The organism is Streptomyces sp. NPDC045470 (assembly GCF_040646595.1).
Taxonomy (GTDB): Bacteria; Actinomycetota; Actinomycetes; order Streptomycetales; family Streptomycetaceae; genus Streptomyces.
In genome coordinates this window covers 933,696-946,131 of the sequence record NZ_JBEZAN010000002.1, presented here as the reverse complement: position 1 = coordinate 946,131, position 12,436 = coordinate 933,696, and the positions used below count along the sequence as shown (strand labels likewise).

Sequence of the window (12,436 nt, the reverse complement as noted above, 5' to 3'; positions counted from 1 at the left end):
TTCCGTGTCTTCTGGGGTTTGTGGGTGTTTCTCCCTTATCCGCGCTTCTTGGGCGGGGGGGCGGTCCTGGCGCGCCCCCCCGCCGCCCCCCCCCGTCCGCCGGATACGTACGGCCGGTTACGGCAGACCGTGCACGTGCGCCCCCACCTGGCCCGCGAACGCGCCGCCGTTCGCGGCGTCCCAGTTCGTGGACCAGGCCATCGCGCCCCGCAGCCCCGGGTAGATCTTCGACGGCTTGAACGAGCCGCAGTTCTTGCCCTGCGTCAGACAGTCCAGCGCCGCGTTGACCACGGACGGCGGCGCGTACCCGCCGCCCGCCGCACGGGACGACGCCGGGACGCCGATGCCGACCTGCGACGGAGCGAGCCCGCCTTCCAGTTGGACGCAGGCGAGCGAGGTGAGGAAGTCCACCGTGCCCTGCGAGTACACCTTGCCGTCACAGCCGTTCATCGAGCCGCTGTTGTAGTACTGCGTGGTGACGACCGTGAGGAAGTCCTTGATGTTCAGGGCCGTCCTGAAGTACTCGTTCTGCGGCGACTGCATGTCGATCGTCTGCGGCGCCATGGTGACCACGATGTCGCTGTGCTGGGCGTGCACGGCCTTGAGCGCCTTGGTCATGTAGGTCGAGTCGAGGCCGTTCTCCAGGTCGATGTCGACGCCGTCGAAGCCGTACACGTCAATGAGCCTGCCGAGGGAGTCGGCGAAGTTCTTCGCGGAGGCGTCGTCGCTGACGGACACCGCGCCCTTCTCGCCGCCGACCGAGATGATCACCGACTTGCCGGCGGCCTGCTTGGCCCTGATGTCCGCCTTGAAGGCGTCGGCGGATGCGTAGCCGACCGCCGGATCGAGGTGGAAGTCCAGGCCGCCGGGCACGCTCGTCGCCTCGGCGAAGGAGACCGCGATGATGTCGTAGGCGTCCGGGACGTCCTTGAGCTTCTGGACCGTGGCGCCGTTGTCGAAGTTCTGCCAGTAACCGGTGACGGCGTGCTCCGGTACGGCGGCGGTGCGGGGCGGGGCGCCCGCCGCGACGAGGCCGGTCGAGGTCAGTGCCGCGGCGGCCAGTCCCGCCAGGGCTCTGACGGCGCGCCGTGCGGGACGTCCGGCACGTGCTGCTCTTCCTGATCGTGCGCGTACCACTGGTGCCTCTGTGGGGGGGGGGGAGTTGGGCTGGGTGGTGCTGCTGCGCGTTCAGGGGCCCCTGAGCTGCTGTGGTGCTGATGTTGTGTGTGGTGCTTCGTACTGGCGTACAACGTGGTCCAGACCAATGTGCATGTCAAGAGGTCGCGCGGAACCGGGAATTCCCCGGAGAACGGGGAGCGGGGAGCGGCGCGGGCGGGCGAGGAGACGCCAAGTCGGACGCCCAGTACCCCAGAACGTGTTCTCCCGGGCGGAACTCGTGGATAAGGTGCTGAGCCAACAGCAGTGCCGACAGCGCCAACAGTGCCGACAGCGCCAGCAGCGCAGTGGGGGACGCGACGTGCCGACCGCGATTGCAGTCACCAGCGCCGATCTGGCGCTGCCCGCCACCGACCGGCAGACCCCGGCCGCCGTCGTCGTCCGGTCCCCGCACACCCAGCCGCTGGACGAGGCGCTCAACGAGCTGGGCGCGGTGCTGGAGCACCACGGCCACCTCGTGGCCCTCCACTCCACCGCCTGCCCGCCGGAACACGTCCGCCGGCTGCACACCCTGCGCGCGGTCCTGGAGAGCGACCGGTTCGCGATCCTGCCGATGGACCTGCCGCCGCTCGGATTGGCCGTGCTGGCCCAGCAGCTCCGGCAGTTGTCGCTGTGCGACTTCAGCCCCGGGCTGCTCGCCTGTGCCGCCCGCCTGCTGGCGCACTACGTGCACGCGGGCGCCCTGCTGGGCAGCGTGGCCCGCCTCGACAGGGTGGCGACGGACCTCCGCTCCCACCTGCGCTCCTGGGTGCCCGGCGCGTACTTCGCGGTACTCGCCAACCCGGAGCCGCACCTGATCCGCCTCGACCGGCACGCCGAACGGGCCGCCGAAGCCGGCCTGCGCGCACCCGGCTTCGCCACCCGCCTCGTCTGGGCGCGCGGCCAGGTGTCCGGCGAGTGGGTCGGCGGTGTCCTGGCGCGCTCCTGGCAGGTGCAGGGGACGCACGAGGTGCCGCTGCCCGCCGAGTCGGCGGTGTGGTGGGGCACGCCCAAGGCCGCCGAGTTCGCGGCGGCCATTCCGGATCTCTCGGTGCTCTACCAGCTCGTGGCGTCCGTACGGAGAGAGGAGTGCCGCTGGTGCGGTCTCGAATTCATCGGCGACCGGTGCGCGTTCTGCTGTGCGCCGACCGCCGTACCGGGTGCGGCGGCGGACACCGGGCGCCGTACGGGCGGGGCCGCGCGGCCCCGCACCGGAAACGGACCGGGCGCCGCACCGGAGGACCCCGCCACGCCCGCCTCCTCCCTCCTGCGGCGCCGGGGCCTGGCACCGGTGTCGCCGGGCGGTGTCCCGGGCCCGGAGCCGGGACGGCGGACGGCCGTACGGTCACGCTGATCCGTCCCGTACCGGCCCCGGTACCGGTTCGCCCGTGCGGACCGCCCGGCGCGAGACGGCCCCACCGTCCGTGACCGCCCCGCCCGGACCGGGCCGCCGCCCCCTCTTCCGCCCCCGCCCGCACCGATCCCGACGAGGTCCCGCACCCATGAACTCACGCCAGCGCCGCGGAGTGATCCTGCTGCTCCTGTCGGTCCTCTGCGCGCTCGGCGCGTTCGTCGGCGTGCTGTCGGTGATACGCGAGGTGGAGTCCAAGGTCGGCCCCGAGCGCACCGCGTACCGGCTGAAGGCGGACGTGCCCGCCTACCAGGCGCTCGACCCAGGTCAGTTCGAGAAGGTGGAGATACCGGAGCGCTGGCTGCCGTCCACCGCCGTCACCGACCTGGCCCGGGTCCGCGGGAAGATCACCGTGACACCGCTGCACAAGGGCTCGCTGCTCCAGGACGACATGGTCGTCGACCGCCCGGCGCTCAAGCCGGGGCAGCAGGAGATCGCCATCATGATCGACGCGGCCACCGGCGTGGCCGGGAAGATCAACCCAGGGGCCCGGGTGAACATCTACGCCACCTTCGAGGGCAAACGCTCCCAGGACCGGCCCGTCTCCAAGGTGATCGTGGCGAACGCCCAGGTCATCGACCGGGGCAAGCTCACCCCGCTGGAGCACAGGGACCCCGGCGACACCCGCTCCTCCAGCACCCGCCGCGCCACCGACGCCGTACCGATCACCTTCGCGCTGAACACCCAGGACGCCCAGCGCGTCGCCTACGCGGAGTCCTTCGCCACCCACGTACGGCTCGCCCTCGTCGCCCCCGGCACCGAGGCCGACATCCCGCCCGCGGAGCGCACCTACACGCTCGACGGCGACAAATGACCCGGAGGCCCTGGTGACCATCCGCATCCTCCCGGCGGTCGGCGAACCCGACGCAGCCCGAGCCGTGTCGTCGCTGCTCAGCCAGTTGCCGGGCGCCGAGCCCGGCGCGCCGGTCGCCGACTCCACCGCCCTGGTCAACGCGCTGGACCAGGCCGTCTCCCGGGCCGCCGCCGACTCCCCCGACCGGCCGGGGCCGCCGTCCGCGGTGGACGAGCTGCCCGAGGTCGTCCTCGTCCACGAGCGCATCGGCCCGGTGCCCGCGCTGGAGCTGATCCGCGACATCGCGCTGCGCTTCCCCGCCGTCGGCGTCGTGCTGATCACCACCGACGCGGGCCCGGCCCTGTTCGCCGCCGCCATGGACGCGGGCGCGCGCGGCATCGTCGGCCTGCCGCTCGGCTACGACGAACTGGCGGCCCGGGTGCAGGCCGCGGCCCAGTGGGCAGCCGGCGTACGGGTCCACCTGGGCGGCGGGCAGGAAGCGGCGCTCGGACCGGCGGGCACGCTCGTCACCGTCACCGGCGCCAAGGGCGGTGTCGGTACGACGGTCACCGCCGTGCAGCTCGCGCTCGCCGCGCGCGCCGCAGGGCGCAGCGTCGCGCTGGTCGACATGGACCTCCAGTCCGGTGACGTGGCCTCCTACCTGGACGTCCAGTTCCGCCGGTCGATCGTCGACCTCGCGGACATCCAGGACATCTCCGTACGCGTCCTCCAGGACGCCGTGCACGCCCACCACACCGGACTGGGCCTGCTGCTGGCCCCGGAGGAGGGCGAGCGCGGTGAGGAGGTGGACGACCGGGCCGCCCGTACGGTCCTGGCGGCGCTGCGCTCGCGCTACGAGCTGGTGGTGGTGGACTGCGGCTCCCAGATGCAGTCCGCCAGCGCCGCCGCCGTCGAACTCTCCGACACGGCGCTGCTCGTGACGACACCGGACGTGGTCTGTGTACGGGCCGCCAAGCGCCTCGTACGGCTGTGGGACCGGCTCCAGATCCGCAAGGCGGAGGACACCACGACCGTCGTCAACCGCCTCACCCGTCACACCGAGATCCAGCCACCGCTGGTCGGCAAGGCCACCGGCACCCGGGTCGCCCGGACCCCCGTACCGGCCGCCTTCAAGGAGCTCCAGCCGTACGTCGACGCCGGCCGGATGCAGGACCTGGACGCCCGGTCCACGGTCCGGCAGGCGCTGTGGGCCCTCGCCGGGGAGCTGGGCCTGGTCGACGCGCCGGCCGCGGCCCGGCAGGGGCGGGGCAGCCACCGCGCCCGTACGTCGCTGACCGGCCGGCGGCGCAAGGCGCTGACGGCCGGGCCCGCAGCCGGGGAGCCGGGAGTGCCGGGGGCCGCGGGGGCCTTCGGCCCGGCCGGACCGTACGAGGAGGGCTGAGGGATGCGCCGACCACGGCCGGGCGACGACCGCGGCCAGGTCTCCGTCGAATTCCTCGGGCTGGCTCCGCTGATCCTGGCCGTCCTCGTCCTGCTCTGGCAGTTCGTGCTCGTCGGCTACACGTTCACGCTCGCCGCCAACTCGGCGGACAAGGGCGCCCGGGCGGGCACCGCGACCGAGACGGGCGGCCCGGCGGCGTGCGTGGCGGCGGCCGAGAAGGACCTGCCCGGCGCGTGGGCGGGCGACGCCCGGATCTCGTGCACGCCCGAGGGCGGCCTGTGGAAGGCGCGGGTGGCGCTCCAGGTGCCGGTGCTCTTCCCCGGCGCGGTGAACTTCCCGTGGCGCGTCGTGGGCACGGCGGGCGCGGCGGACGAGGAGGGGGCGTGACGGAGACGGTGCGTGTCCCGGGACGGCGAAGGCCGCGCCGTCGGCGCGACGACCGCGGCCAGGTCTCCGTCGAATTCCTCGGCTTCCTGCCGATCCTGCTGGTCATCGCCCTCGCCGTGATCCAGCTCGGCCTGGCCGCGTACGCCGTCCAGCAGGCCGGTACGGGAGCGCGCGCCGCCGCCCGTACGGCCACCCTCGACGAGGCCGACCGGAAGACGACCCCGGAGGCGGCGGGCAAGGCGGCCATGAGCGACTGGGTCGGCGCGGACGCCGGCGTCCAGGCGACCGAGGGCGGCGGCGAGGTGCAGGCGACCGCGACGGTCAAGATCCCCTCCGTCATCCCCGGTGTCACGTTCGGGACCGCCACCCGCAGCGCCACCATGGCCCTGCCCGCCGAACCCGGAGGAACCACCGCCCCATGAGCCTCAGAGCCCGTATCGCCGCGCCGGAGGTACCCCCGGCGGGCCGCGAGGACGGTCACCTCGTCGCCGTCTACCGCGCCAAGCTGCTGGAGGAGATCGACCTCGCCGAGATGTCGGCGCTGGCCGCCGCCGAACGCCGCACCCGCCTGGAGCGCGTCCTCGGCCACATCATCAGCCGCGAGGGCCCGGTCCTGTCCACCGCCGAACGCGCCCAGCTCATCCGCCGCGTGGTGGACGAGGCGCTCGGCCTGGGCGTCCTGGAACCGCTCCTCGAAGACGCCTCGGTCACCGAGATCATGGTCAACGGGCCCGACCAGGTGTACGTCGAGCGGCACGGCCGGGTGGAGCTGGTCCCCGTCCGCTTCGCCTCCCACGAACAGCTCATGCAGACGATCGAACGCATCGTCTCCACCGTCAACCGCCGGGTGGACGAGTCCAATCCGATGGTCGACGCGCGGCTCCCCTCCGGCGAGCGCGTCAACGTCATCATCCCGCCGCTCGCCCTGAACGGCGCCACCCTCACCATCCGCCGCTTCCCCCGCGCGTACACGCTGCCCGAACTCATCGGCATGGGCACGCTCGACGACCAGATGGTGATGCTGCTGGGCGGGCTGGTCCGAGCCAAGTTCAACGTCGTCGTCTCCGGCCCCACCGGCGCCGGCAAGACCACCCTGCTCAACGCCCTCTCCGGCCTCATCCCCGAGGGCGAGCGCATCATCACCGTCGAGGACGCCGCCGAACTCCAGCTCCAGCAGAACCACGTGATCCGCCTGGAGTCCCGGCCGCCCAACGTGGAGGGCAAGGGCCGGATCACCATCCGCGACCTGGTACGCAACTCCCTGCGCATGCGCCCCGACCGCATCATCGTCGGCGAGGTCCGCGGCGGCGAGACCCTCGACATGCTCCAGGCGATGTCCACCGGCCACGACGGCTCGCTCGCCACCGTGCACGCCAACAGCGCCGAGGACGCCCTGATGCGCCTCCAGACACTCGCGTCCATGTCCGACGTGAAAGTGCCCTTCGAGGCGCTGCGCGACCAGATCAACAGCGCCGTCGACTGCCTCGTCCAGATCACCCGGCACGCCGACGGATCCCGCCGCATCGGCGAGATCGCCATCCTCGACTCGCACGGCCACGCCGACTACCGCCTCGCCACCGTCTGCCGCTTCGAGGCCGAGCCGAGCGGCGCCGACCGCACCGTACGCGGCCGCTTCCGCTACCACCCGCTGCCGCGCCGCGTCGCCGAACGCCTCCACCTCGCCGACGAACCCGTACCCCCGGCCTTCGGCGTCGCGGCCACCGCCGACCAGCTCGCCACCCGGGAAGCCTCGTAGCGGCCCACCACTGGAGGACGGAACCGCGCCCATGCCCTTGGACGACATCGCCCTGCTCACCCTCGGCGTCACCCTGCTCTGCGCGGTGCTGGCCGTCGTGGGCCTGCGGCTGTACGCGACCGGACGCGAACGGCACCTGGCCCTCGTCGACCGGCTCTCCGACGACCACGGCCTGCCCCGGCCCGGCCACGGCCGCCGCTTCGCCGCCGTCGACCGCCGGCTGCGCGCCACCCGGCTCGGGCGCGGCCTGGAACTGCGGCTGGCCGCCACCGGCCTGGACGTGACCCCCGGCGAGTTCTTCGTCGCTCTGCTCGCCGTGGTCGCCGGGGTCTGGATCGTCGCGCAGGCGGTTCTGGCGCCCTTCTTCGGTCCGATCGCGGCCCTGGCGGCCGTCTGGTCGGCGTACGCCTTCCTCAACTGGCAGCGGCAGAAACGTATCGAGAAGTTCATCAACCAACTGCCCGAGCTGTCCCGCATCCTCGCCAACGCCACCCAGGCCGGGCTGGCACTGCGTACGGCCCTGGGCATGGCGGCCGAGGAACTGGAGGCGCCCGCCGGGGAGGAACTGGCCAAGGTCTCCGACAAGCTGGCCGTCGGCCACTCCCTCGACGAGGCCCTGGACGAACTCGCCGCCCGCCTTCCCTCCCGCGAACTCGTCGTCCTCGTCACCACCCTGGTGCTGTCCAACCGCGCGGGCGGCACGGTCGTCGGCTCGCTGCGCAACCTCACCAAGACCCTGGAGGAGCGCAAGGAGACCCGGCGCGAGGTGCGCACCCAGCTCTCCCAGGTCGTCGTCACGGCGTACGTCGTGCCGTTCCTCGGCCTGGGCACGCTGCTGCTGATGAACCGCATCGCGCCCGGGGCCATCGACCGGATGACGGCCACGTTCCCGGGCCAGGCCGCGGTGGTCGTGGCCTTCGTGCTGTACGCCGTCGGCTTCTTCGTGATCCGCCGTATCTCCAAGATCGACGTCTGACGGCCGGCCCCGGCCGCCCCCGCCCGCACCCCCGACCCACCTCGAAGGCGCCCACCCATGGGAATCGGAACGACCGGACTGCTCCTCGCCCTCGCGCTCGCCCTCTCCGTGGCGGGCATCTGCTACGGCGTCGCCCTCTACCGCCGCGAGGCCAGACTGCCCCCGGACATCGCCGTCGCCCTGGAGGTCGGCTCGACCCGCACCACCGTCGTCGGGTCGGCGGTGGACCGGGCGGGGATGCGGTACGCGCCCCTCGTCCTACGTCTGATGGGCGAGAAGCGGGTGGCCAAGGTGCGCAGGCGCATCGATCAGGCGGGCAACCCCGGCGGCCTGACCGTGGACCGCTACGCCGCCCGCCGCGCGGTGTACGGCTTCCTCGGCTTCGGCGGCGCGCTCGTCATGCTGCTGCGCTCCCAGTACCTGCTCGCCCTCCTCCTCGTCGCCTTCGGCCTGTTCTGGAACGAGGTCGGCATCTGGGCCGCGATTCGCCAACGCAAGGACACCATCGAACGCACGTTGCCCGACTTCCTCGACGTCCTGGCCGTCGTGGTCAGCGCCGGGCTGGGCTTCCGGCAGGCCCTGGACCGGGTGGCCGACAAGTACGAAGGTCCGTGGGCCGACGAGCTGCGGATCACCCTGCGGCAACTGGACATGGGCGTCAGCCGCCGCGAGGCGTTCGAGGAACTGCGCAGACGCAACGACTCCGAGCAGGTGGCCCAGTTCGTCACCGCGCTCCAGCAGGGCGAGGAACTCGGCTCCCCGATCGTCGACACCCTCATCCAGATCGCCGACGACATGCGCCGCACGGACGCGCAGAACGCCCGGCGCCGCGCCGCCCGCGCGGTGCCCAAGGCGACCATGGTGGTCACCACGTTCATGGTCCCCGCCACGATGATCCTGCTCGTCGCGGGCTTCTTCCTCGGCTCCGGCACCGACTTCGGCTCGCTGATGGGCGACTGACGTGCGCCGGCCGGGGCGGGGTGGGCCGGGCGGCCGGTACGGCCCGGCCGGCCCGTGCGACCTGCCTGCACGGCCCGGACAGCTCGTATGGCGGGACGGTCAACTCCCCTTCCCCGCTTCCCTCTTACGCGTCTCGAATCGGCTCCTGTTGGGCAAACACCCTTCGCGTACGCAACGGTATGTGGGACAGTCGGCATCCATGTGTTCCCCGGCCCCGGCCGCACCGCCGGGCCCGCCGGGACGGGTGGCAACGGCACTGCCGACGAGGACGGGCGGGGGTGGAAAGGATGCCGTCGGACGGGACGGGCGTACCGGAAGATCCGGCTGTACCGGAAGATCCGTACGCGCCGGATGGTCCAGATGCGCCGGATGATCCAGCCGCTCCGAGAAAACCCCTCTTACCGGACGAGCTGGGCGAAACCGCCGCCAGGCACCACCGGTCGATGCTTCAACCCGCCCCCGCAGGAAAGGAATGCGGGCGGACGCCCTGTTCCGGGACCGGTGTTCCGGCGTACTTTTCTCGTGTCGCGAGCATGCGTGTGCGTAGCGTGCTCACGTCCGGTGTGCGCGTGTTCGGTGTGTGCCCGTACGGCTCTCGCCCGTACGGCGCTCCTCCGTACGACGTGTACGCGCGGGCCGGCATCACGGGGGCAGACCATCCGGACCGGAGCGGCCCGGCCGCCCATGGAGGGGAAGACGATGGCGAAGCGGTTGTGGGGAAAGGGAGACGACCGGGGGCAGACCTCGATCGAGTACCTGGGCATCATCGCCGTGGTCGTGGCGATCGTGCTCGTCCTGTCGACCACGGACTTCGGCAGTCAGATCGCGACGGCCATCTCCAACAAGATCTCCGAGGTCGTGGGGATCTGACCCGGGCGGCGTCCCGCCGCCGGACCGGAGACGCCGGCCAGGCGTTTCCCCTGTACATCGTGGCCGTGGCCGGCCTGCTCCTGCTCGCCTTCGCGTTCTTCGCGGTCGGGCAGGCCGCCGCGACGCGCAACTCCGCGCAGACCGCGGCCGACGCGGCCGCGCTGGCCGCCGGACAGAAGTACCGGGACCGGCTGAGCACGGAACTCCTCGACGCGATCCGCACGGGCGCGCCCTGGCAGGACCTCCTCGGCGGCCGCGGCGTCCCCGGCGCCGAAGCGTGCGCGAACGCCCAGTGGTTCGCCGGCCGCAACGACGCCGACGCGACGTGCACGGCTGGCTCGTACCCCACGTCGTTCGCCGTCGAGGCCGACACCCGGAGAACCGTGGGCCGTTCGGTGATCCCCGGGACCGAGAACACCCACGCTTCGGCACGGGCCAGGGCAGTGGTCGAACCGCGCTGCACGCCGGGGCCGGAGCCGGACCCGACACCGGCGCCGGGGGAGGGCGACGGGCCCGGCCGGGGCGACGGCGGCGATCCGCCCGCCGACGACCCGCCAGGCGGTGACCCCCCGGCCGGCGATCCACCCGCCGGTCCCCCCGTCGTGCACCTCACCTGCGAGGACGGCAAGGAGTGGACCGTCGACCCGGCCGACCTCCGCGACCTGCCGGAAGCCACCGACCTGTTCTCCGTACGCCTTGCCGAATGACCAGCCGACGACGAGCAGAGGGAATCGCATCCATGGACACTGGGCGCCCTTCGAAGGCCACCAGGAGAGTCGCCGCCGCGGCGATCGCCGCGGGCCTCGCTCTCGTCGTCGGCGGCTGCGGCGGGGAGGACGGCGGCAGCGGCGCGGCCGGCGGCAAGCCGTCCACGCGGGCCACCGCCCCGAAGGACACCGGGCGCGGCACCCCGGCCGCCGACTCCCGGCAGGTCATCGGTGAGGTGAAGGGCCCGGACGGCGTGGCCGTCACCCTGCACTCCGCGGTCCGGGACACCGGCGGCTTCGTCACGGTCAGCGGCACCGTCACCAACAACGGCACCAAGATCTTCAACGCGATCAACTGGCGCTCCAACGAGACCGGCATGCGCTCCCGCTCCTCCGTCTCCGGCGCCGCCCTGGTCGACAAGGCCGGCAAGAAGCGCTACCTGGTGCTGCGGGACACCGAGGGCGAGTGTCTGTGCACCACCGGGCTGAGCGGCCTGAAACCGGGCGAGAGCCGGCCCGTCTTCGCGCAGTTCCCGGCCCCGCCCGCGAAGGTGACCGAGGTCGACTTCCAACTGCCGACCATGCCGCCCGCCACCGTCTCGATCTCGGACTGACCCATGACCACCCCGACCACGGCCGGAACCCGCACCGCCCGGGCCGCCGTCACCGCGGCCACCGCCCTCCTGCTCACCTTCACCCCGGCCCCGCCGGCCGCCCACGCCGACGACCCGCCCGGCGTCTCCGAGGACACCACCGCACCCGTGAGGATCGACCCGAAGGACCCCGACCTCCGCATGGTCCAGGGCGCGACCCTCGCCCCCGCCAAGGTGCTCAACATCAAGTCCATCGTCGAGACCGACGACGGCGCCGAGCGGCGGCAGGACACCAACTCCAACGTGACCTTCGCCCTCCAGGCCGAGGTCCTCTTCGCCAAGGACAGCGCCGAACTCTCCCCCGACGCGCTGTCCCGCATCGGCACCATCGCCGCCGAGATCAAGAAACAGCACGCCACGAACCTGCGCGTCTTCGGTTTCACCGACAACCTGGGCTCGGACGCGCACGGCCTGGTCCTGTCCAAGGAACGCGCCAACGCGGTCCAGCGCGAACTGGCCGAGGGCCTCGGCGCCGCGGCCACGTTCCAGATCCGCGGCTACGGCGAGCAGTACCCGATCGCCGACAACGCCACGGAGGACGGCCGCAAGAAGAACCGGCGCGTCGAGGTGAGCTTTCCGCGTACGGGGGAGTAGAGGCCGGCGCTGCGGCACCGGCCACCCGGCCGACCACCTGCGACGTCCGGCGGCAGGCCGAACAAGGTATTGGACCGACCGATCCAATACCGGTAATGTCCTCCCCATGCCCCGCCCCAGGAAGTTCGACGAGGAGCGGGCGGTCGGTGCCGCGATGGACGCGTTCCGAGCCGCCGGCTACGAGGCCACGTCCACGCAGGATCTGTGCGAGGCGACCGGCCTCGGGCGCAGCAGCATCTACAACACGTTCAAGAGCAAGCACGACCTTTTCGGGCGTGCGCTGGACCGCTTCATGGCGGAACGGAACGGTGAGCTGTTCGCGCTGCTGGACAGTGACCTGCCGGTGCGGGAGAAGATCCGTACGCACCTCCGGCGCGTCGTGGACGAGGAGTGCGACAGCGACAGCACCCGGCGCGGGTGCCTGGTCGTGAACACCGCCATCGAGATCGCGGCCCGCGACGAGGAGGTCGCGGGCGAGCTGGCGCGGGACTACCGGCTGCGGCTGGAGGCGATCCGCGCCGCGATCGCGGCCGGACAGCGGGACGGCGACATCGACGCGGGCAAGGACGCGCGCGCCCTCGCCCACCTGGTCATCGCGGCCGTCGGCGGCCTGCGCGTCTCGGCGCGCTGCGGGGTCGGCCGCGTGGCGCTCGAAGGGGTCGTGGAGGGCTTCATGGCCGCGCTGTGACGTGGCGCCCCGCACGCGCGGCCCGACCGGGCCGCCTTCTTTTGGCTTCGTTTTGGACTGACCAATACATAACCTTCAACGGGA

14 protein-coding genes are annotated in these 12,436 nt (G+C 72.6%); 13 read left to right on the top strand and 1 reads right to left on the bottom strand.

Annotated elements, in window-relative coordinates; translation table 11 throughout:
* Positions 1 to 117: 117 nt before the first annotated feature.
* Entirely contained in the window at positions 118 to 1,047 is a 930-nt protein-coding gene (locus AB0A97_RS10520; RefSeq protein ID WP_361147430.1) for a chitinase, read from the bottom strand.
* A 430-nt stretch (positions 1,048 to 1,477) separates the two neighbouring features.
* Between AB0A97_RS10520 and AB0A97_RS10515 the strand changes: the two genes are divergently transcribed.
* The 13 genes from AB0A97_RS10515 (at position 1,478) to AB0A97_RS10455 (ending at position 12,352) form a co-directional block, all read left to right on the top strand.
* Positions 1,478 to 2,509 (top strand): hypothetical protein, encoded by a 1,032-nt coding sequence (locus AB0A97_RS10515; RefSeq protein ID WP_361147277.1) that lies wholly within the window; start codon positions 1,478 to 1,480, stop codon positions 2,507 to 2,509.
* A 148-nt stretch (positions 2,510 to 2,657) separates the two neighbouring features.
* Entirely contained in the window at positions 2,658 to 3,380 is a 723-nt protein-coding gene (gene cpaB / locus AB0A97_RS10510) for a Flp pilus assembly protein CpaB (protein ID WP_361147274.1), read from the top strand.
* 13 nt (positions 3,381 to 3,393) lie between these two features.
* Positions 3,394 to 4,761, top strand: coding sequence for an AAA family ATPase (locus AB0A97_RS10505; protein WP_361147271.1), 1,368 nt, complete (start codon positions 3,394 to 3,396; stop codon positions 4,759 to 4,761).
* A 3-nt stretch (positions 4,762 to 4,764) separates the two neighbouring features.
* Complete coding sequence (locus tag AB0A97_RS10500; RefSeq protein WP_361147268.1) at positions 4,765 to 5,148, top strand: TadE family protein; 384 nt, start codon at positions 4,765 to 4,767, stop codon at positions 5,146 to 5,148.
* Positions 5,145 to 5,570 (top strand): TadE/TadG family type IV pilus assembly protein, encoded by a 426-nt coding sequence (locus AB0A97_RS10495; RefSeq protein WP_361147265.1) that lies wholly within the window; start codon positions 5,145 to 5,147, stop codon positions 5,568 to 5,570. Before AB0A97_RS10500 ends, AB0A97_RS10495 begins: the two co-directional genes overlap by 4 nt.
* Positions 5,567 to 6,904, top strand: coding sequence for a CpaF family protein (locus AB0A97_RS10490; protein WP_361147262.1), 1,338 nt, complete (start codon positions 5,567 to 5,569; stop codon positions 6,902 to 6,904). Before AB0A97_RS10495 ends, AB0A97_RS10490 begins: the two co-directional genes overlap by 4 nt.
* A gap of 31 nt (positions 6,905 to 6,935) precedes the next feature.
* Entirely contained in the window at positions 6,936 to 7,880 is a 945-nt protein-coding gene (locus AB0A97_RS10485) for a type II secretion system F family protein (protein ID WP_361147259.1), read from the top strand.
* 57 nt (positions 7,881 to 7,937) lie between these two features.
* Entirely contained in the window at positions 7,938 to 8,840 is a 903-nt protein-coding gene (locus tag AB0A97_RS10480) for a DUF5936 domain-containing protein (protein ID WP_361147257.1), read from the top strand.
* A 699-nt stretch (positions 8,841 to 9,539) separates the two neighbouring features.
* Positions 9,540 to 9,710, top strand: a complete 171-nt coding sequence (locus tag AB0A97_RS10475; protein WP_030020674.1) for a membrane protein — start codon at positions 9,540 to 9,542, stop codon at positions 9,708 to 9,710.
* On the top strand, positions 9,707 to 10,417 hold the full coding sequence (locus AB0A97_RS10470) for a pilus assembly protein TadG-related protein (protein ID WP_361147427.1): 711 nt from the start codon (positions 9,707 to 9,709) through the stop codon (positions 10,415 to 10,417). Before AB0A97_RS10475 ends, AB0A97_RS10470 begins: the two co-directional genes overlap by 4 nt.
* A 32-nt stretch (positions 10,418 to 10,449) precedes the next feature.
* The gene (locus AB0A97_RS10465; RefSeq protein WP_361147254.1) at positions 10,450 to 11,031 is read left to right on the top strand and encodes a hypothetical protein; all 582 of its coding nucleotides are present in this window, start codon (positions 10,450 to 10,452) and stop codon (positions 11,029 to 11,031) included.
* A gap of 3 nt (positions 11,032 to 11,034) precedes the next feature.
* Complete coding sequence (locus AB0A97_RS10460) at positions 11,035 to 11,664, top strand: OmpA family protein (RefSeq protein WP_361147251.1); 630 nt, start codon at positions 11,035 to 11,037, stop codon at positions 11,662 to 11,664.
* Between the two features lie 106 nt (positions 11,665 to 11,770).
* Entirely contained in the window at positions 11,771 to 12,352 is a 582-nt protein-coding gene (locus AB0A97_RS10455) for a TetR/AcrR family transcriptional regulator (protein ID WP_361147248.1), read from the top strand.
* Positions 12,353 to 12,436: the final 84 nt, after the last annotated feature.

What these genes read in the sequence shown, in the direction of transcription:
- AB0A97_RS10455 (WP_361147248.1), top strand. Translation starts at nt 11,771, where the DNA reads ATGCCCCGCCCCAGGAAGTTCGACGAGGAGCGGGCGGTCGGTGCCGCG.
- AB0A97_RS10490 (WP_361147262.1), top strand. Translation starts at nt 5,567, where the DNA reads ATGAGCCTCAGAGCCCGTATCGCCGCGCCGGAGGTACCCCCGGCGGGC.
- AB0A97_RS10480 (WP_361147257.1), top strand. Translation starts at nt 7,938, where the DNA reads ATGGGAATCGGAACGACCGGACTGCTCCTCGCCCTCGCGCTCGCCCTC.
- AB0A97_RS10475 (WP_030020674.1), top strand. Translation starts at nt 9,540, where the DNA reads ATGGCGAAGCGGTTGTGGGGAAAGGGAGACGACCGGGGGCAGACCTCG.
- AB0A97_RS10485 (WP_361147259.1), top strand. Translation starts at nt 6,936, where the DNA reads ATGCCCTTGGACGACATCGCCCTGCTCACCCTCGGCGTCACCCTGCTC.
- AB0A97_RS10465 (WP_361147254.1), top strand. Translation starts at nt 10,450, where the DNA reads ATGGACACTGGGCGCCCTTCGAAGGCCACCAGGAGAGTCGCCGCCGCG.
- cpaB (WP_361147274.1), top strand. Translation starts at nt 2,658, where the DNA reads ATGAACTCACGCCAGCGCCGCGGAGTGATCCTGCTGCTCCTGTCGGTC.
- AB0A97_RS10500 (WP_361147268.1), top strand. Translation starts at nt 4,765, where the DNA reads ATGCGCCGACCACGGCCGGGCGACGACCGCGGCCAGGTCTCCGTCGAA.
- AB0A97_RS10460 (WP_361147251.1), top strand. Translation starts at nt 11,035, where the DNA reads ATGACCACCCCGACCACGGCCGGAACCCGCACCGCCCGGGCCGCCGTC.